The organism is Streptomyces sp. NPDC030991 (assembly GCF_055571235.1).
In genome coordinates this window covers 97,054-115,431 of record NZ_JBVIFR010000024.1, presented here as the reverse complement: position 1 = coordinate 115,431, position 18,378 = coordinate 97,054, and the positions used below count along the sequence as shown (strand labels likewise).

General features: G+C 71.9%; 17 protein-coding genes and 1 riboswitch. Of the genes, 13 read left to right on the top strand and 4 right to left on the bottom strand.

Annotation, left to right across the window (positions count from 1 at the left end; all coding sequences use genetic code 11):
• Positions 1–22 precede the first annotated feature (22 nt).
• Positions 23–140, top strand: a riboswitch (SAM riboswitch).
• A 395-nt stretch (positions 141–535) separates the two neighbouring features.
• Complete coding sequence (locus tag ACZ45E_RS33510) at positions 536–1,930, top strand: aminotransferase class V-fold PLP-dependent enzyme (RefSeq protein WP_468228254.1); 1,395 nt, start codon at positions 536–538, stop codon at positions 1,928–1,930.
• Between the two features lie 152 nt (positions 1,931–2,082).
• Here ACZ45E_RS33510 and ACZ45E_RS33505 read toward each other — a convergent pair whose 3' ends face one another.
• The gene (locus ACZ45E_RS33505) at positions 2,083–2,364 is read right to left on the bottom strand and encodes an Lrp/AsnC family transcriptional regulator (RefSeq protein WP_468228251.1); all 282 of its coding nucleotides are present in this window, start codon (positions 2,362–2,364) and stop codon (positions 2,083–2,085) included.
• Positions 2,361–3,104 carry a rhomboid family intramembrane serine protease gene (locus ACZ45E_RS33500; protein WP_468228248.1) on the bottom strand — a complete coding sequence of 248 codons (744 nt, stop codon included), beginning with the start codon at positions 3,102–3,104 and terminating at the stop codon, positions 2,361–2,363. Before ACZ45E_RS33500 ends, ACZ45E_RS33505 begins: the two co-directional genes overlap by 4 nt.
• A 137-nt stretch (positions 3,105–3,241) precedes the next feature.
• Between ACZ45E_RS33500 and ACZ45E_RS33495 the strand changes: the two genes are divergently transcribed.
• The 5 genes from ACZ45E_RS33495 (at position 3,242) to ACZ45E_RS33475 (ending at position 8,711) form a co-directional block, all read left to right on the top strand.
• Positions 3,242–3,481: a hypothetical protein gene (locus ACZ45E_RS33495; RefSeq protein ID WP_404211511.1), complete on the top strand. Its 240-nt coding sequence runs from the start codon at positions 3,242–3,244 to the stop codon at positions 3,479–3,481.
• 33 nt (positions 3,482–3,514) lie between these two features.
• Entirely contained in the window at positions 3,515–4,873 is a 1,359-nt protein-coding gene (locus ACZ45E_RS33490; protein WP_468228247.1) for an NYN domain-containing protein, read from the top strand.
• A gap of 293 nt (positions 4,874–5,166) precedes the next feature.
• Positions 5,167–6,192, top strand: coding sequence for a C40 family peptidase (locus ACZ45E_RS33485; protein ID WP_468228243.1), 1,026 nt, complete (start codon positions 5,167–5,169; stop codon positions 6,190–6,192).
• A 246-nt stretch (positions 6,193–6,438) separates the two neighbouring features.
• The gene (locus ACZ45E_RS33480) at positions 6,439–7,473 is read left to right on the top strand and encodes a C40 family peptidase (RefSeq protein WP_468228240.1); all 1,035 of its coding nucleotides are present in this window, start codon (positions 6,439–6,441) and stop codon (positions 7,471–7,473) included.
• Positions 7,474–7,508: 35 nt separating this feature from the next.
• The gene (locus ACZ45E_RS33475; protein WP_468228237.1) at positions 7,509–8,711 is read left to right on the top strand and encodes a hypothetical protein; all 1,203 of its coding nucleotides are present in this window, start codon (positions 7,509–7,511) and stop codon (positions 8,709–8,711) included.
• A 5-nt stretch (positions 8,712–8,716) separates the two neighbouring features.
• Here ACZ45E_RS33475 and ACZ45E_RS33470 read toward each other — a convergent pair whose 3' ends face one another.
• The gene (locus tag ACZ45E_RS33470; protein ID WP_468228234.1) at positions 8,717–9,973 is read right to left on the bottom strand and encodes a glycosyltransferase 87 family protein; all 1,257 of its coding nucleotides are present in this window, start codon (positions 9,971–9,973) and stop codon (positions 8,717–8,719) included.
• Positions 9,974–10,052: 79 nt separating this feature from the next.
• Here ACZ45E_RS33470 and ACZ45E_RS33465 point away from each other — a divergent pair, with 79 nt between their 5' ends.
• Positions 10,053–11,204, top strand: a complete 1,152-nt coding sequence (locus ACZ45E_RS33465; RefSeq protein WP_468228231.1) for a glycosyltransferase family 4 protein — start codon at positions 10,053–10,055, stop codon at positions 11,202–11,204.
• Positions 11,205–11,425: 221 nt separating this feature from the next.
• On the opposite strand, the gene ACZ45E_RS33460 is transcribed toward ACZ45E_RS33465, so the two are convergent.
• Positions 11,426–13,222, bottom strand: a complete 1,797-nt coding sequence (locus ACZ45E_RS33460; RefSeq protein WP_468228228.1) for an AMP-dependent synthetase/ligase — start codon at positions 13,220–13,222, stop codon at positions 11,426–11,428.
• 302 nt (positions 13,223–13,524) lie between these two features.
• Between ACZ45E_RS33460 and ACZ45E_RS33455 the strand changes: the two genes are divergently transcribed.
• From ACZ45E_RS33455 to ACZ45E_RS33430, 6 genes are all read left to right on the top strand, one after another.
• Positions 13,525–14,286: a metallophosphoesterase family protein gene (locus ACZ45E_RS33455; RefSeq protein WP_468228225.1), complete on the top strand. Its 762-nt coding sequence runs from the start codon at positions 13,525–13,527 to the stop codon at positions 14,284–14,286.
• Positions 14,287–14,366: 80 nt separating this feature from the next.
• A complete protein-coding gene (locus ACZ45E_RS33450) occupies positions 14,367–14,822 on the top strand; it encodes an SRPBCC family protein (RefSeq protein ID WP_468228222.1) in 456 nt (151 codons plus the stop codon).
• A gap of 54 nt (positions 14,823–14,876) precedes the next feature.
• Positions 14,877–16,007: an ArsA family ATPase gene (locus tag ACZ45E_RS33445; protein ID WP_468228220.1), complete on the top strand. Its 1,131-nt coding sequence runs from the start codon at positions 14,877–14,879 to the stop codon at positions 16,005–16,007.
• A gap of 79 nt (positions 16,008–16,086) precedes the next feature.
• Complete coding sequence (locus ACZ45E_RS33440) at positions 16,087–16,533, top strand: DUF5304 domain-containing protein (protein ID WP_468228217.1); 447 nt, start codon at positions 16,087–16,089, stop codon at positions 16,531–16,533.
• A 53-nt stretch (positions 16,534–16,586) separates the two neighbouring features.
• A complete protein-coding gene (locus ACZ45E_RS33435) occupies positions 16,587–17,540 on the top strand; it encodes an ROK family glucokinase (protein WP_468228214.1) in 954 nt (317 codons plus the stop codon).
• 82 nt (positions 17,541–17,622) lie between these two features.
• Complete coding sequence (locus ACZ45E_RS33430; protein WP_468228211.1) at positions 17,623–18,369, top strand: endonuclease/exonuclease/phosphatase family protein; 747 nt, start codon at positions 17,623–17,625, stop codon at positions 18,367–18,369.
• The last annotated feature ends 9 nt before the right edge of the window (positions 18,370–18,378 follow it).

Genomic DNA, 18,378 nt, shown 5'->3' with positions numbered 1-18,378 from the left:
GATATGGCAGGATGCTTTTCAAGGTCATGAGTGACAGCGATCGAGGCCCCAGCCCGCTGTCCGGCAACCCTCCGTCCGTGGCGGGGTGCCCTGGGTGAAGACCAGGCCGCAAGCAGCAAGGCTTGTGGCAAGCGCGGACCCCTCGCGAACTCCTAGGGGTCCTGGGTCGTTTGAGGGAGCAGTCTCGTGAGCAAGCGAATGTGCTAGGGCCTGTCTGACAATTCCCGTCTGCCCTGCGACGCCTGCACGCACTCTCGCCGCACCGGGCACCAGGCCAAGTACGTCCAGTACGAGGCCTTGCACCCAGCACGCCGAGAGCACGCACCAGACGCCGCAGGGCCGCCCTTCGGGCGACGACGGGAATTATCAGACAGGCCCTAGGGCCGGGCGGCCCCTTCTTCACCATCTCCACCACCCTCCGTACGGCCGTGTCCGCGCCGTGCGTCGAGGTCGATTCCCGTACGCCGTAAGCCGGTCGACCGCTGCCGTACGGGCTCCTCACCGCCACTTCGCCTTGTCATGCCGGGAGACAGCCATGTCCGCTCAGACCACCGCCACCGCCACCGCCACCCCCGCCTCCGTCGAGTCCGCCGACCCGTCCTGTGGGGCCCCGCTGCCGGTGCTCGGCCGGGACGTGACCGTGCCGCTCGTCACCGGTGGCGAAGTGACGTACGCCGCGCTCGACTACGCCGCCAGCGCGCCCGCCCTGCAGCGCGTCTGGGACGACGTCGCCGCCTATGCCCCGTACTACGGCAGCGTGCACCGCGGCGCCGGATACCTCTCCCAGCTGTCGACCGACCTCTTCGAGAACTCCCGGACCACGGTCGCCGAGTTCCTCGACTGCCGCGAGGACGACCAGGTCGTCTTCACCCGGTCCACCACCGACTCGCTCAACCTGCTCGCCGCCGCGCTCCCCGCCGACTGCCAGGTCTTCGTCTTCGAGACCGAGCACCACGCGTCGTTGCTGCCCTGGCGCGACGCCCGCGTGACGTACCTGAACGCGCCGCGCACCCCCGGCGAGGCCGTCGCGACCCTGGAGCGGGCGCTCGCCGACCGCGACCCGCACGGGCCGGCGCTCGTCTGCGTCACCGGTGCCTCGAACGTCACCGGCGAGCTCTGGCCGGTGCGCGAACTGGCCGCCGCCGCGCACGCGCACGGCGCCCGGATCGTCCTCGACGCCGCCCAGCTCGCCCCCCACCACCCGGTCTCCGTCCAGGACCTCGACGTCGACTGGATCGCCTTCTCCGGGCACAAGCTGTACGCCCCGTTCGGAAGCGGTGTGCTCGCCGGCCGCGCCGACTGGCTGCGCGCGGCCGAGCCGTACCTGGCCGGTGGCGGCGCCTCCCGCAAGGTCGCGCGGCGCGCCGACGGCGGCGTGGACGTGGAGTGGCACGAGAGCGCCGCCCGGCACGAGGCCGGCTCACCGAACGTCATCGGCGTGTACTCCATCGCCTCCGCCTGCAAGGCGCTGACCGAGGCCGGCTTCGACCAGCTGGTCGCCCGTGAGCAGTACCTGATCCGCAAGGTGCGCGAAGGGCTCGCGGAGGTGCCCGAGGTGAAGGTGCTCTCCCTGTTCGGGGACGACGCCCCGCGCGTCGGCGTCCTCTCCTTCGTCGTCGAGGGCTGGAACTCCTCGCACTTCGCCGCCGCGCTCTCCGCCGAGTACGGCATCGGTGTGCGGGACGGCCTGTTCTGCGCCCACCCGCTCGTGCGGACGCTGCTCGGCTCCGACCCGGGCACCCAGGGCGAGTGCGGGGCGCCGGAGACGGCGCCGGGCGAGAAGTCGCTGAACGCCATCCGGGTCAGCTTCGGCGCCGGGACGCCGGACGAGCACGTGGAGCGGTTCGTGGGCGCGGTGAAGGCGCTGGTGCGCGACGGCGCCGCGTGGACCTACCGCACGGAAGAGGGCCGCTGCGTCCCGGCCCGCTAGGGGCGCGGGGAACTGCGCGACCAGCCACGACGACGAAAGCCGCAGACGCGTCTGCTCGCTGCATGAGCAGACGCGTCCGCGGCTTTTCCATGGCTGAGCGCGCCCACGCGGCGGAGCCGCAGATCGCTACAGTCCCGCGCCCCTGGGCGGCGCTAGCTGTCGAGCCCGATCGAAAAAGCGGCCTCAAGGTCATGTTGCGAATACGTGCGGAACGCCACATGCGTGTCCGTCGCCTCGACGCCCTGGATCTTGCTGATCTTCCCGGGAATGACGTCGGCCAGATCGTCATGCCGGGCCACCCGGACCATGGCGATCAAGTCGTACGTGCCGGTGACGGAGAAGACCTCGCTGACGCTGTCGAGCGCCGCGATCGACTCCGCGATCTCGGGGATCCGGTCCACGCTGGTCTTGATGAGCACGATCGCGGTGATCACGGCTGGCTGTCTCCCTCGGTGGCCGTGGCTGGGGCTGCTCTCACCTTAGCCCGGGCCCTGTACCTCACCCACGCGTAGAGGAACCCGACGGAGAAGCCGATCAGGTGGGCGAGGTAGGCGACGCCCGGCCCCTGGCTGTCCTGCCCCGCCGCCGCCCACTGGAGCGCCACCCAGAACGGCAGCACCACCCACGCGGGGAAGCGCAGCGGAAGGAAGAGCAGGAACGGGAAGACGCTCGTCACGCGCGCGTCGGGGAACAGGTAGAGGAAGGCGCCGAGCACCGCCGAGATCGCCCCCGAGGCACCGACCAGCGTCTGCTCGGAGCCGGCGTGGGCGGCCGCGTAGCCGAGCAGTGCCAGGTAGCCGCTGATCAGATAGAAGAGCGCATACGGCAGATGCCCCATGCGTTCTTCGACCATCGCCCCGAAGACGTAGAGGAAGAGCATGTTGCCGAGCAGATGCACCCAGCTGCCGTGCACGAACAGGGCTGTGGCCGGGGTGAGGGCGGCGCGGGGTGATCCGGTGAAGAGTTCGGCGGGCAGTACACCCCACCGCTCGAAGTAGGCACTCTGCGCGGTGAGGAGATGGTCGCCCATGCCGTAGGACGGGTTGAGCCCCGAGGAGGGGGAGAGCACGAAGGTCACGCAGCAGACGGCGATGATTCCGTACGTGACCGGAGCCGGATGCCCTCTGAGGAATGCGGTCACTCTGCCGATCGCGGCGCGTCCGTTGCCGATCATGAGAGAGAGCATGACGCAAGGCGGGGAGCGGGCGGTGTACGGCAGGCCGTAGGGTTACGGGCAATAAAGCACGCACCACGCACCACGGAAAAGCGCATACGCCGAGGCCCGTGCGCGAAGGAAGAGGCGACAGTCCGATGCCGGTTCCCCTGCCGACCGCCACCACCCGCTGGCGCTGCACGCTCTGCGGCAATCTCACGCGCTTCGACGTGACCCGCTCCTCGAAGGTCGTCGAGTACCTGCACCTCGACCTCGCCGGTGAGCCGAACGTCGAGGAACGCGAGGTGGTCAGTGAGACCATCGAGTCGGTGCGCTGCCGTTGGTGCAACGCGGTGGATCAGGTGGAACTGGTGGACAGGCCGGGCGCCGACTCCTGAGGGAGCGGCCCCACAGCGACATTGGGGTGTCGGATGGTGGAGAGCACAGGCGGGGAGGCCGCAGCCGCTGAGCAGGCCGCCGCCGAGGTGCTCGACCGGCCGCTGCCCGAAGGCGTACGGCGGCGGGTCGTGCAGATCGTCTCGGACGGCTTCGGCGGTCTGACCGTCGGCGAACTGCCGCCTCAGTTGCGGCAGTATGCGCGCTTCACCCCGACACGTCGGGTGAAGTTCGCCGGCAACGCGATGGCCGCGGCCGTGGAGAACGAGACGCTGTTCCGGCAGCGGATCGCCGACCGGTTCCGGGAGACGCAGCCCGAGCTGTGCGGCGCGCTCGACGCCGGTTCGCCGCCACCCGCAGCGGACCCGCTGGACGTGGCCGCCGCCGCGTACGTGCTGCGCCCCGTGGGCTGGGTGAAGCTGGTCGCCGCCGCCGGTGAGGAGGCCCAGCGCGCCGACGCCGAGCGGGCCGACGAGGAGACCCGCGCCGAGCTGCAGTCGCTGCGCGACCGGCTCGCCGAGGCGCAGGCCCACACCAAGACCGAGACGGAGCGGCTCCGCGTTGAGCTGGACACCGCCCGGCGCGAGGCCGACGCCGTGCACCGCAAGCTGCGGGCGGCCCTCAGCGACGTGAAGCGCGGCGAGGCCGCCGTGCGCAAGGCGCAGGCCGAGGCCGAGGCGGTGCGGGCCGAGGGGCAGGCCCAGGTGTCCGCGGCGGAGAGCGAGACCCGGCGGCTCAAGGCGCGGCTCGGCGAGGCCGAGGCGACCCTGGAGGCGTCACGCAGGGCGGCCCGCGAAGGGCGCAGCGTCGAGGACATGCGTGTGCGGCTGCTGCTCGACACGGTCCTGGAGGCCGCTCAGGGGCTGCGCAGGGAGCTGGCGTTGCCGCCCCTGTCCGCGCGGCCCGCCGACTCCGTGGACGCCGTGGAGCCGGGCCGGATGACGCCCAAGGACATCGCGGCGCGCGCTCTGCACGAGCATGATCCGGCCATTCTCGATCAGTTGCTCGCGCTGCCGCAGGCCCACCTCGTGGTCGACGGTTACAACGTGACCAAGACCGGGTATCCCACGATGCCGCTGGAGAAGCAGCGGCTGCGGCTGCTCGGCTCCCTCTCCCAGCTCGCCGCGCAGACCGGGGCCGAGGTGACCTGTGTCTTCGACGGGGCCGAGCTGGCCGCGCCGGTGCTGCTCGCGCCGCCGCGCGGCGTGCGGGTGCTGTTCTCCAAGGCCGGCGTCACCGCTGATGAATTGATTCGCCAGCTGGTGCGCGCCGAGCCGCCAGGCCGGCCGGTGATCGTCGTGTCGACCGACCGCGAGGTCGCCGACGGCGTCGCGAAGGCGGGGGCGCGCCCGGTCGCCTCGGTCATGCTCCTGAAGCGGCTCTCGCACGGTTGATGCCACCTGCGGCACATAGGGCGCGTCTGCAACAACAGTCGTATATGCCCGAATTGGCGAAACCTTCACGCAACGTAGCGTCAAACGAGCATTACCGCACGTGAGTTGTGTGCAAAGAATGCAGTGGGTGACCGAGATTTTTCTCGCCAGGATTTGAACTGATCACAAGAACATCACTAGGGTCAGGCCTCGAACCTCCGCTCGGGTGATCACTCACATGAGGTGTGTGACGGTGGAGGGGAACCGCCCACCGGGTGTTCGTGGGCGGCTGAAGGAAGAAGGAGCTCGCCTTCGTGGCGTCCCACCGTCGACCCAAGCAGCCGAGCCGCACCCGTGTGACCGTGCTCACCGCGACCGCCGCCGCTGCCGTGGCGCTCACTTCGCAGGCGGCCAGCGCCGCGCCGAAGCCCGACAAGAGCGAGGTCAAGGCCAAGGTCGACAAGCTCTACGAAGAGGCGGAGAAGGCCACCGACCTCTACAACGGGGCCAAGGAGAAGCAGAAGAAGCTCGAGAAGGAGATCGGCGAGCTCCAGGACAAGGTCGCCCGCGGCCAGGAGGACCTCAACGAGCTGCGCACGGGCCTCGGTTCGCTCGCCAGCCAGCAGTACCGCTCCGGCGGTATCGACCCCTCCGTCCAGCTCTTCCTCTCCGCCGATCCGGACGACTACCTCGACAAGGCGTCCACGATCGACTCGCTCAGCGCCCAGCAGCTGCAGTCGCTCAAGAAGGTCCAGGACAAGCAGCGTACGCTCGCGCAGGAACGCGCCGAGGCCTCCGAGAAGCTCAAGGACCTCGCCGACACCCGCACCGAGCTCGGCAAGAAGAAGAAGGAAGTCCAGAGCAAGCTGGGCTCCGCGCAGAAGCTTCTTAACAGCCTGACCGCCGCCGAGCGGCAGAAGATGGCCGCCGACGACGCCCGCGCCAGCCGCGGCTCCGCCGGCCGCGTCGACCTCGGCAACGAGGCGCCCGGCTCCAAGTTCGGCGGGGCCGCCCTGGCAGCGGCCGCCACCCAGATCGGTAAGGCGTACGTCTCCGGCGGCACGGGCCCCAACTCCTACGACTGCTCGGGCCTCACGCAGTGGGCGTACAACCAGGCCGGTGTCGGCATCACCCGGACCACGTACACCCAGCAGAACGACGGCACCAAGATAGGCATGAGCCAACTCAAGCCCGGTGACCTCGTCTTCTTCAACAGCCTCGCGCACGTGGGCCTCTACGCGGGCAACGGCCAGGTGCTGCACGCCCCGCACCCCGGCGCCGTCGTCCGGTACGAGTCGATGAGCACGATCGGGTCGTTCCAGTTCGGCGTCCGCATCTGATCTCGTAAGGAGGCCCGGCGGGAGCCGGGTCTCAACACGATCCGGAAACACGCCCGTTCGAGCGAATTCCGGCTCCCTCCGCTGACCGCACGCCCCGCCCATGACCTGCGTCATAGGCGGGGCGCCGCGTTGTGCGGCCCCGGACGGTCATTGGCCGGGAGGTGGTCACGCGGCTACTGTCGGCGCGCATTCCCCGATCACGGGGATCGTCAGCGCTGTCGCCAGCGGAAGGGAGAGCGGCTACCTGTGGGGTCCCATCGCCGCACCGCGCACTCTGGTCTCTCGGCTCTCGACCGGAGCACGCGCGTCACCGTCCTGACCGTGGCCGCCGCCTCGGCTGCCGCCGCCCTCGGCGCCGCTCCGGCGGGCGCCGCGCCGCAGGACAAGCCGGCCGACACCAAGGCCGAGGTGGACCGCCTGTACGAGCAGGCGGAGACAGCCACCGAGGCGTTCAACAAGGCCGACGAGCACGCCGACAAGCTCCGCACCGAACTCGCCTCCGTCCAGGACCAGGTGGCCCGGGGCCAGGAGCGGATCAACAAGATGCGGCACGCCCTCGGCCTGGTGGCCGGCGCCCAGTACCGCTCCGGTGGCCTGGACCCCTCGCTCGCCCTGATGTTCTCCTCCGACCCGGACGCCTACCTCGACCGGGCCAGCACCCTCAACCGGCTCAGCGCCCGCCAGGCCGGTGAGCTGACCGAACTGCAGGGCGCCCAGCGGGAGCTGTCCCAGCAGCGTGCCGAGGCCCGGCGCACCCTCGCCGCGCTGGACAAGAGCCGCAAGGCCGTCGCCCGGCACAAGCGCGGCGTCGAGACGAAGCTGGCCACGGCGCGACGGCTGCTCAACTCGATGGCGGCCCCCGAGCGCGACGCCTACGAGCGGGCCTCCCGGGACGACGGACGCCCCGACCTGGCGGGCGCGGGCCCCGCGTCGTCAAACCGTGCGGCCGCCGCCCTCGCCGCCGCCCAGTCGGCGCTCGGCAAGCCGTACATCTGGGGCGCCAACGGCCCCTCCGGCTTCGACTGTTCGGGCCTGATGCAGTGGTCGTACGGGCAGGCCGGGGTCGGTCTGCCGCGCACCTCGCAGGCCCAGCGGTACGCGGGGCAGCAGGTCCCGCTGAGCCAGGCGCGGCCCGGCGACCTGGTCGCCTACGGCTCCGACGCCCACCACATCGCCATCTACGCCGGCAACGGCCAGGTCATCCACGCGCCCTACCCGGGCGCCCCGGTCCGCTACGACCCGGTCGGCATGATGCCGGTCTCCTCCGTGACCCGGGTCTGAGGCCCGCCCGCCCCGGACACCGTACGATCAGGAAGATGGCTGGTCGACGGCGTGCGGTGGGCAGGGCGGGGTGCTGGACGGCGCTCGGCGCCCTGCTCGTCGGCGTCTGCGGCTGCGCCCCGGAGCCCGTCCGCCCTGACCCCCGTTCGGCCGCCGTGCAGCGCGTCCTGGACCGGCGGGCGGCCGCCGTCCTCGACGGGGACTCCGCCGCGTACCGGGCGACCGGCGGCGCCGACCCCTATCTGCCGCTCGACCTGGCCGCGGTCCCGCTGGGCTCGTGGGCGTACAAGCTGACGCGGCTCGACGGCTCGGGGTCCCGGGTCACCGCCGCCGCCGAACTGCGCTACCGCGTCGACGGGTACGACAAGGCACCGGTCGTCGCCGAGCGGACGCTGACGCTGATGCGCGACGACGGGCGCTGGCGCGTCGTCGACGACGCGCCGGCCGAGGAGTCCGGCCAGCAGTTGTGGGAGCAGGGCAAGGTCACGGTGGTCAAGGGCGCCCACAGTCTCGTGCTCGGCGTGGGGCAGCAGCGGTCCGTGCTCAGCTCGTACGCGGACCTCGCCGACGACGCGGTGCCCGCGGTGACGGACGCCTGGGGGGACCGCTGGACCCGCCGGGTCGTCGTCCTGGTCCCCAAGTCCCTCGACGGGATGGGCGGACTGCTGGGCGCGCCCGCCTCCGGCTACCAGGGCATCGCCGCCGTCACGACGGGCGAGGCGGGCGGATCAGGGACGGCGCCCGCGGACCGGGTCATCATCAACCCCGAGGCGTACGGCGTGCTCGGCGCCTTCGGCAAGCAGGTCGTCCTCACCCACGAGACCGCGCACGTCGCCACCCGCGCGGTGACCTCGGCGGCGACGCCCCTGTGGCTGTCGGAGGGGTACGCGGACTGGACGGGGTACCGGAACACGGACCGCACAGCCGGACAGGCCGCGCCCGAGCTCCAGCGGGCCGTGCAGGAGGGCACCCCGCCCGCCACGCTGCCCGACGACGCGGCCTTCGGCTTCGGCGGCGACTCCAGCAGGCTCGCGCAGGCGTACGAGAGCGGCTGGCTGGCCTGTCGGATGATCGCCGATCAGTGGGGCGAGGCGAAGCTCAACGCGTTCTACACCGCGGTCGGCGGGCACCCGCGGCGGGCCGGCGCCGTGGACGGTGCCCTGCAGAGCGTCCTCGGGATCGACGAGAAGACCTTCGCGGCGCGCTGGCGGCAGTACGTCCGCTCCGAACTGGGCTGATCAGCTCAGGAAGAGGCCGGCACCGACCGGTCCCGGGTGGTCCGATCGGGCGCCGGCGGCTGCGCGGCGCGGCGCGGCTCGGTCACCGTGGCCCGCCACAGGCGACGGCAGGCGCTCAGCGTCGCGACGACCAGGAGCCCGTTGCGGACGAGCAGGAGGGTGAGGCCCAGGGGGTCGCTGCCCACCACGTGGGCGAACCAGAGGGGGAACTCCAGGAACGTCACGAACGTCGCCGCGAGCACCAGCCACACGGGCAGCGCCATCCGGCTGTCGCGGAACAGCAGGCACACGGCGCCGAGACCGACCAGCCACAGCATGTACTGCGGGCTGATCACCCGGCTCGTCGTCGTGAACAGCAGCACCGCCGTCAGCGCCGCGTCGGCGAGCGTGCCGGCCCCCCAGGCGCGGGCCCGCAGCCGCCACAGCACCAGCCAGCCGAAGGCGAGCGCGGTCAGCCCCTGCGCGAGGACGCTGACCAGATCCACGTACGGGCCGAGGAACTCGACCGAGCCGTAGTTCAGCCGCACCGTGCCCGACCAGCCGAACCGCCGCGCCACATGGAAGACCAGCGCCCCCAGCGACTCGACCTCCGTGCCCCGGTCGCGCTGGAACGTCAGGAAGTCGAACGCGCCCGGCATCGCGACCGCGAAGGTCAGCGCGAGCCCGCCCGCCGTCAGCGCCGCGGCGCCCCACGACTCGCGGGTGGCGCGCCCGCGCCGGGTGCCGATCAACAGCAGCACGGGCCACACCTTGAGCATCGCGCCGAGCGCGGCCATCACCCCCGCGGCCCTCGGGTGCCGGGCCGCCGCCAGCAACGCGGCGACCGCGACCGCCGTCACCATCACGTCGTAGCGCGCGTACACCGTCTGCCCCAGCAGCGGCAGGCCCGCCACCCACACCCAGACCCCGCGCCGCCGCATGCCCCGGCGCTCGGAGACGTACAGGAGCATCAGCAGGACGACGGCGTCGGCCAGGAACGCCAGCAGGAAGAACGCGGACGCGTACGGGAGGAACGCGAGCAGCGCGGGGGAGAGGATCGCGACCGCGGCGGCCGGCGGGTACTGCCAGGTGACGTCGTCCAGAGGAAACGTTCCGGTACGCAGGACGTCGAACCAGCCCTGGTAGATCACGGACACATCGCTGGTGACGTCCGGGCCCGGGACGACGAGGACCTTGAAGACGCACAGCAACAGCAGCGTCCTGGTCAACGCCCAGGTGACAAGGAGTGCCGCGGGATTTCGCCTCTTCATTCGAACCATCATGCCGGGAAGAACGGTGTGGTGGCCATGGACCGAGGCGGCGTGCCGTGCCCGGGTGGGCGGTTCGGTACTGTCTGCGGCGATGCACAAGACAAACAAGACGCTGCTCGTCACCAACGACTTCCCGCCCCGGCCCGGCGGCATCCAGGCATTTCTGCACAACATGGCGCTGCGCCTGGATCCCGAGCAGCTCGTCGTCTACGCCTCCACGTGGAAGCGCGACCGCGAAGGCGCCGAGGCGACCGCCGCGTTCGACGCGGAGCAGCCGTTCACCGTCGTACGCGACGCTACGACGATGCTGCTGCCGACGCCGCGCGTGACCCGGCGCGCGGTGGGCCTCCTGAAGGAGCACGGCTGTACGTCGGTGTGGTTCGGGGCGGCCGCACCGCTCGGACTGATGGCGCCCGCGCTGCGCGGGGCGGGCGCGCGGCGGCTGGTGGCGACGACCCACGGGCACGAGGCCGGCTGGGCCCAACTCCCCGTATCCCGGACCCTGTTGCGCCGGATCGGCGAGTCGACGGACACGATCACCTACCTGGGCGAGTACACGCGCTCCCGGATCGCTTCGGCGCTGACGCCCGCGGCGGCCGGGCGCATGACGCAACTCCCGCCCGGTGTCGACGAGAAGACGTTCCACCCCGGGTCGGGCGGCGACGCGGTACGCGCCCGGCTGGGCCTGTCGCGGCGCCCCGTGGTCGTGTGCGTCTCACGCCTCGTCCCGCGCAAGGGCCAGGACACGCTGATCCTCGCGCTGCCGCGGATCCTGGCGGCCGTGCCGGACGCGGTGCTGCTGATCGTGGGCGGCGGCCCGTACGAGAAGGACCTCCGCGCGCTGGCGCGGGACACCGGGGTCGCGGACTCCGTGCGCTTCACCGGCGCCGTCCCCTGGGAGGAACTGCCCGCGCACTACGGCGCCGGCGACGTCTTCGCCATGCCCTGCCGTACGCGCCGCGGCGGGCTGGACGTCGAGGGCCTCGGCATCGTCTACCTGGAGGCGTCAGCGACGGGGCTGCCCGTGGTGGCCGGTGACTCGGGCGGGGCGCCGGACGCGGTCCTGGACGGGGAGACCGGCTGGGTCGTCAGGGGCGGCTCCCCCGAGGAGGCCGCCGACCGGGTGGTGACGCTGCTGCGCGACCCGGAGCTGCGGCGGCGGATGGGGGAGCGCGGCCGGGAGTGGGTCGAGGAGCGATGGCGGTGGGATCTGCTGGCGGAGCGGTTGCGGGAGCTGTTGTAGCGGTCGCCGGGGCCGCACAGGGGGCCCCTCATGAAGGCGCACTCCGTGCGCCCTCATGGGGCTGCGGCGAAGCCGCATGCTCCAGGGGCGCGGGGAACTGCGCGAGCAACCACGACGGCGCGGAGGCCGAGGAACAAGGACCCGCCCCACGGCGAGCGGGCTACCCGCACCCGCACACCCCCACCGGCCCGGCCCCGCCCCGGCACCCGCACCCGCTACCGCTACCCGCGGTACAGCGCCTCGATCTCGTCCGCGTAATCCTTCACGACAACGTTCCGCTTCAGCTTCAGCGACGGCGTCAGATGCCCCGACTCCTCCGTGAACTGCGCCCCCAGGACGCGGAACTTACGGACCGACTCCGCCTTGGACACCGCCGCGTTGCCGTCGTCCACGGCCGTCTGGACCGTGGCCAGCAGATCCGCGTCGTCGAGCAGCGAAGCCACCGTCGCCCCGGCCGGCTTGCCGTGGTCCGCGGCCCACTTGCCGAGGAACTCCTCGTCGATGGTGACCAGGGCGCCGACGAACGGCCGCCCGTCGCCGACGACCATGCACTCCGCGACGAGCGCGTGCGCGCGGATCCGGTCCTCGATGACGGCCGGGGCGACGTTCTTGCCGCCCGCCGTCACGATGATCTCCTTCTTGCGGCCGGTGATGCGGAGGTAGCCGTCCTCGTCGAGCGTGCCGATGTCCCCCGTGTGGAACCAGCCGTCGGCGAGCGCCTCCTCCGTCGCGCCCTCGTTGTTCCAGTAGCCCGTGAACAGGTGCTCGCCGTGGAGCAGGACCTCGCCGTCGTCGGCGATCCGGACCACCGAACCCGGCAGCGGCTGGCCGACCGTGCCGATCTTCTGCCGGTCCCACGGGTTGAAGGCGGTCGCGGCGCAGGACTCGGTCAGCCCGTACCCCTCCAGGACCGTGAAGCCGATCCCGCGGAAGAAGTGCCCGAGACGCTCGCCGAGCGGCGCGCCGCCTGAGATCGCGTACTCGCCGCGGCCGCCGAGCACCGCGCGCAGCTTGCTGTAGACCAGCTTGTCGAACGTCTTGTACTTGAGCTTCAGCGCGAGCGACGGGCCCTTCGGGGTGTCGAGCGCGCGGCTGTACTCGATCGCCGTGTCCGCGGCCTTGTCGAAGATCTTGCCCTTGCCGTCGGCCTGCGCCTTGGCCCGCGCCGAGTTGTAGACCTTCTCGAAGACGCGCGGCACACCGAGGATCATGGTCGGCCGGAACGCGGCGAGCTCGTCGGTGAGGTGCTTGATGTCGGGGGCGTGGCCCAGCTTGATCGGCGCCATCAGCGCGGCCACCTCGACCAGCCGGCCGAAGACGTGCGCGACGGGCAGGAAGAGGAGCACCGAGCACTCGCCCGTGCGGAACAGGGGCTTGAGACGCTCCACCACGTTGCCGCACTCCGCGAAGAAGCTGCGGTGGGTGAGGACACAGCCCTTGGGGCGGCCCGTGGTGCCGGACGTGTAGACGATCGTCGCCGGGTCGTCGGCCTTGGCCGCCGCGCTGCGCTCGTCCACGGTCTCGTCGGTGATCTCGCCGCCGGCGCGGTTCAGCTCCTCGACGCCACCGGCGTCGATCTGCCAGACGTGCCGCAGCTCCGGCAGCCCGTCGCGGACGGAGGCGACGGTCGCCGCGTGCGCGTCCGATTCGAGGAGGATCCCGACGGCGCCGGAGTCGCCGAGGATCCACTGGATCTGCTCGGCCGAGCTCGTCTCGTAGACCGGGACGGTGATCGCGCCCGCGCTCCAGATCGCGAAGTCGAGCAGCGTCCACTCGTAGCGCGTACGCGACATGAGGGCGACCCGGTCGCCCGGGCGCACGCCGGCGGCGATGAGGCCCTTGGCGGCGGCCAGCACCTCGGCGAGGAAGCGGACGGACGTGACGTCCTGCCAGACACCGTCGACCTTGCGGCCGATGACGGCGACATCCGGGTGCTGCGCGGCGTTTCTGCGGACGATGTCGGTCAGATTGCCGTCCGCGGGGACCTCGTACAAAGCCGGAAGGCTGAACTCGCGCAAGACTGCTGCTCCTCATAAGGCGCCGGCGCCACGACTCTGTGCGATGCGTCGGTGCGGTCCAAGATCGGGCAGGTGCTCAGTACCTTGTCGGCGAACCCTTTGATTGAACTGAGCACGACTGGACTGCCCGGACGTTACCCACCAGTACTGCTTTTTCGGTAGGGGGTCCAGGTCAGATGTTCGCTGCGTCACACGTCCTGGCGGTGCTTTGCGCACAGTAGTCCACGCTCCGGCCGACCCGGAAGTAACCGCAGGTCCGACCCCCTCTACCCACCCTAGAGCCGCCGTCCTAGGGTGATCGCATGCGCGTTCATGTGGTCAGCGATGTGCACGGAAACTCCACCGACCTCGCACGGGCGGGCGAGGGGGCCGATGCCCTCGTCTGCCTCGGTGACCTGGTCCTCTTCCTCGACTACGCCGACCACTCGCGCGGCATTTTTCCCGACTTGTTCGGGGTCGAGAACGCCGACCGCCTCGTCGAGCTGCGCACCGCCCGCCGCTTCGACGAGGCGCGGGCCCTCGGAGCCAGGCTCTGGGCGGGCATCGACCGCCGCCCCGCCATCGAGAAAGCGGTGCGCAAACAGTACGAGGAGCTGTTCGCGGCCTTCCCCTCTCCTACGTACGCCACCTACGGCAACGTCGACATGCCGCACCTGTGGGGCGAGTACGCGGGCCCCGGCACCACCGTGCTCGACGGGGAGCGCGTCGAGATCGGCGGCCGGGTCTTCGGGTTCGTCGGCGGCGGCCTGCGCACCCCCATGCGGACCCCCTACGAGATCAGCGACGAGGAGTACGCCGCCAAGATCGAGGCCGTCGGCGAGGTCGACGTGCTCTGCACCCACATCCCGCCCGAGGTCCCGGAACTGGTCTACGACACGGTCGCGCGGCGCTTCGAGCGCGGCAGCCGCGCCGTCCTGGAGGCCGTCCGGCGCACCCGGCCCCGCTACGCGCTCTTCGGCCACGTCCACCAGCCGCTCGCCCGGCGCATGCGGATCGGCGCCACGGAGTGCGTGAATGTCGGCCACTTCGCGAGCACGGGCCGCCCCTGGGCCCTGGAGTGGTGACGGCGGGGCCGCCCGCGCGCGATAGCCTGCACGCGAGACACACGCCTGCACGCCGGACCGCATCTGGAGGAGCCACCGCGATGGCGGAACACACCAGCTCGAGCATCACGATCGAGGCGGCACCGGCCGACGTCATGGGAGTGATCGCCGACTTCGCCCGCTACCCGGACTGGACCGGCGAGGTGAAGGAGGCCGAGGTCCTCGCGACGGACGACGCCGGCCGCGCCGAGCAGGTCCGCCTCGTCATGGACGCCGGCGCGATCAAGGACGACCAGACCCTCCGGTACACCTGGACGGGCGGGGACGCGGTCTCCTGGACGCTCGTCAAGTCCCAGATGCTGCGCTCGCTCGACGGCTCGTACGTGCTGCGGCCCGCCGGTACGGGGACCGAGGTCACGTACTCGCTGACCGTCGACGTGAAGATCCCCATGCTCGGCATGATCAAGCGCAAGGCCGAGAAGGTCATCATCGACCGCGCGCTGGCCGGACTGAAGAAGCGCGTGGAGTCCGGCCCGGCCGGCGCCTCCGGCGTCTGAGGAGCGGGGTCCGGGGCGAACCCCCGTGACCTCGGCGCAGTAGCCTCGCACACCATGCGCACCCTTCTCGTCACCGGCACCGGCGGCTCCGGCAGGACCACCGTCGCCGCCGCCACCGCCCTCAAGGCCGCCCGCGAAGGGCAGCGCACGCGACTGATCACCGGTGACGCCGTGGCCGAGGAGACCCTCCCCGGCGTCACCCTCACCCGGCTCGCCCCCGCCGACGAGTTCCGGGACGCGCTCCTCGCCCTGCAAGGCCGGGCAGGCTCCGCGCTCGACCTGCTCGGGGCCGCCCGGCTCGACGCCGACGAGATCACCCCGCTGCCCGGCAGCGAGGAGCTCGCGCTGCTGCGCGCCCTGCGGGAGAGCGCCGATGACCCCCATGACCTGGTCGTCGTCGACCTGCCGCCCGTCCCGCGCGCCGTCGCCGTCCTCGCCCTGCCCGGCCAGCTGTGCCGCTACCTGCGCCGCCTGCTGCCCGCGGAACGCCAGGCGGCCCGCGCCCTGCGCCCCGTCCTCGGGCGGCTCGCGGGCGTGCCGATGCCCGCGGAGCAACTGTACGAGACCGCGGCCCGCTGGTCCGCCGAACTCGCCGCCGCGCAGACCGTGATCGACGCCGACACCACCCTCGTACGCCTCGTCGCCGAACCCACCCGGGCCGCCGCCGAGGCCCTGCGCGGCGCCGGTACCGGGCTCGCCCTGCACGGGCTGCGCACCGAGGCGCTGATCGCCAACCGGATGTTCCCCGACGGCTCCACCGACCCGTGGCTGGCCGATGCCGCGGCCCGCCAGCGCAAGATCGTCGCCGAGTGGCCGGACGCGTACGAGATACCCCACCTCGGCCGCGATCCGCGCCCGGCCGATCTCGCCGATCTCGCCGACCACTCCGACTTCGGACTGCCGCTTCCCGGCGACCCCGAACCCCACCGCCCCTGGCCGATCGAGGACCGGCTCGCCGACGAGGGTGTGCTGGTCTGGCGCATCCCGCTGCCCGGCGCCGTCCGCGAGGAGCTCACGCTGATCCGGCGGGGCGACGAGATCGTCATCGGCGCGGGACCGTTCCGCCGCATCGTCCCGCTGCCCTCCGCGCCCCGCCGCTGCACCGTCGCCGGAGCCGCGCTCGCCGACGGGGAACTGCGTGTGCGGTTCGCGCCCGACCCCGATCTGTGGCCGCGGACCCGATGAAGCGCATGCACCCGTTCGGGTACCGTCGAAGGCGTCAGCGCTTCAGCACCTCTACAGCTCTCCGCAGGAGTCAGCCGTCATGAGCGACGCCACCGAGCAGCCCGCACCTCAGGTCGACGCCGACGCCTGGGAGCAGGCCTGCGCCGAGGATCTCGCGGCGGAGCAGGCCCGCCGCAGGGCCGAGTACGGGGCACCCCCCGGCTCGGCCACCGACGAGCTGCGCAAGCTCGTCGACGCCGTCACCGACAAGCTCTCCGGGATACAGGCCCCGTTCCTCGGCGCCGTCGCGCAGGGCACCGCCGAGCAGGTCGCCAAGCAGGTCGTCCGGCAGGCCAGGTCCGTCGTCGAACCCGTCATCGAGCGCAACTCCGACGTCTTCGACCACCTGGCCGCCGCGGGCTCCGAGCTGCTGGCCGCCTACCGCTCCGCCGTCGAGAACCAGGAGCGCCGCTGGACCCAGCGCTCCGACTCCCCGAAACCCCCCACGGACGAAGGCCCCGACGGGGAACACATCGACCTGGACTGAATCCTGCTCAGGTACGGTGGGCCCTAGCGGGGCTCGACCGAACTGAGGGATTCATGGGACTCACCATCGGCGTCGATATCGGCGGCACGAAGATCGCGGCCGGCGTGGTCGACGAGGAGGGCAACATCCTCTCCACGTTCAAGGTGCCGACGCCTTCCACGCCTGACGGGATCGTGGACGCGATCGCCTCGGCCGTGGAAGGTGCCAGGGCCGGGCACGAGATCGTGGGCGTGGGCATCGGCGCCGCCGGCTACGTCAACCGTCAGCGCTCCACCGTGTACTTCGCGCCGAACATCGACTGGCGCCAGGAACCGCTGAAGGAGAAGGTCGAGCACCGCGTCGGCCTGCCCGTCGTCGTGGAGAACGACGCGAACGCGGCGGCCTGGGGCGAATACAAGTTCGGCGCCGGAAAGGGCCACCGCAACGTCATCTGCATCACGCTCGGCACCGGCCTCGGCGGCGGCATCATCATCGGCAACAAGCTGCGCCGCGGCCACTTCGGCGTCGCCGCCGAGTTCGGCCACATCCGGATGGTCCCCGACGGCCTGCTGTGCGGCTGCGGCTCGCAGGGCTGCTGGGAGCAGTACGCCTCCGGGCGCGCCCTGGTCCGCTACGCCAAGCAGCGGGCGAACGCGACGCCGGAGAACGCGGAGTACCTGCTCTCGCTCGGCGACGGCACGCCCGACGGCATCGAGGGCAAGCACATCTCCATGGCCGCCCGCCAGGGCGACCTGGTCGCCGTGGACTCCTACCGTGAGCTGGCCCGCTGGGCCGGCGCCGGTCTGGCCGACCTCGCCTCGCTCTTCGACCCCTCCGCGTTCATCGTCGGCGGCGGACTCTCGGACGAGGGCGAGCTGGTCCTCGACCCGATCCGCAAGTCGTACAAGCGCTGGCTGGTCGGCGGGAACTGGCGGCCGGTGGCCGACGTCATCGCGGCCCAGCTGGGCAACAAGGCGGGCATGGTCGGCGCCGCCGACCTGGCGCGGGAGCCCGACCCCGTGATGTGAGACCGGTGCAGGTGAGCCCGGTCCGGTCCAGGTGCCCGTCGTTCCCCCCGGGGACGGCGGGCACCGGCGTATCTTGATCGTCATGGACTCCGGCTCGCTCCCCAACTCGCTTACCGCGGCCGACGGTTCGGCCGTCGTCCGCGTCCTGAGCTACAACATCCGCTCGATGCGCGACGACCCCGTCGCCCTCGCCCGCGTCATGAAGGCGTGCGCCCCCGACCTGGTCCTGATCCAGGAGGCGCCGCGCTTCTTCCGCTGGCGCAAGAAGCTCGCCCGGCTCGCCCGCGCCGCGAACCTGGTGGTCCTCTCCGGCGGCGGCAGCGCGGCGGGCCCGGCCCTGCTCTGTTCGATGCGGGCCACGGTCGAGCGCACCGAGGACGTACTGCTGCCGCTCACGCCCGGACTGCACCGGCGCGGCCTCGCCACCGCCGTCGTACGGTTCGGCGGCGCACGGCTCGGCGTCATCAGCTGCCATCTGAGCCTGCAGAAGGACGAGCGGTACGCGCAGGGCGGGATGCTGCTCGACCACCTGGAGGCGATGGGCGTCGAGCACGCCGTCGTCGGCGGTGACCTCAACGAACGCCCCGACGGACGCACCTTCCGCCGACTGGCCACCACCCTGAACGACGCCTGGGCGACCCGCCCCTGGGGCAACGAGTACACCTCGACCCCGGCCGACCCCCATCAGCGTATCGACGCGATCCTCACCACCAAGGGCATCGAGATCCTCGGCTGCGGCGTCCCGGCGGAGCTGCCTGCGCACGAGCTGAGGGCGGCCACGGACCATCTGCCGGTCCTGGCCGCCCTCAAGGTTCCCGCCGTCCGGTAGCCGCCGCCG

Coding starts and splice junctions, on each gene's coding strand:
- ACZ45E_RS33510 (WP_468228254.1), top strand. CDS start 536: ATGTCCGCTCAGACCACCGCCACCGCCACCGCCACCCCCGCCTCCGTC.
- ACZ45E_RS33500 (WP_468228248.1), bottom strand. CDS start 3,104: ATGATCGGCAACGGACGCGCCGCGATCGGCAGAGTGACCGCATTCCTC.
- ACZ45E_RS33495 (WP_404211511.1), top strand. CDS start 3,242: ATGCCGGTTCCCCTGCCGACCGCCACCACCCGCTGGCGCTGCACGCTC.
- ACZ45E_RS33490 (WP_468228247.1), top strand. CDS start 3,515: ATGGTGGAGAGCACAGGCGGGGAGGCCGCAGCCGCTGAGCAGGCCGCC.
- ACZ45E_RS33475 (WP_468228237.1), top strand. CDS start 7,509: ATGGCTGGTCGACGGCGTGCGGTGGGCAGGGCGGGGTGCTGGACGGCG.
- ACZ45E_RS33470 (WP_468228234.1), bottom strand. CDS start 9,973: ATGATGGTTCGAATGAAGAGGCGAAATCCCGCGGCACTCCTTGTCACC.
- ACZ45E_RS33465 (WP_468228231.1), top strand. CDS start 10,053: ATGCACAAGACAAACAAGACGCTGCTCGTCACCAACGACTTCCCGCCC.
- ACZ45E_RS33455 (WP_468228225.1), top strand. CDS start 13,525: ATGCGCGTTCATGTGGTCAGCGATGTGCACGGAAACTCCACCGACCTC.
- ACZ45E_RS33450 (WP_468228222.1), top strand. CDS start 14,367: ATGGCGGAACACACCAGCTCGAGCATCACGATCGAGGCGGCACCGGCC.
- ACZ45E_RS33445 (WP_468228220.1), top strand. CDS start 14,877: ATGCGCACCCTTCTCGTCACCGGCACCGGCGGCTCCGGCAGGACCACC.
- ACZ45E_RS33440 (WP_468228217.1), top strand. CDS start 16,087: ATGAGCGACGCCACCGAGCAGCCCGCACCTCAGGTCGACGCCGACGCC.
- ACZ45E_RS33435 (WP_468228214.1), top strand. CDS start 16,587: ATGGGACTCACCATCGGCGTCGATATCGGCGGCACGAAGATCGCGGCC.
- ACZ45E_RS33430 (WP_468228211.1), top strand. CDS start 17,623: ATGGACTCCGGCTCGCTCCCCAACTCGCTTACCGCGGCCGACGGTTCG.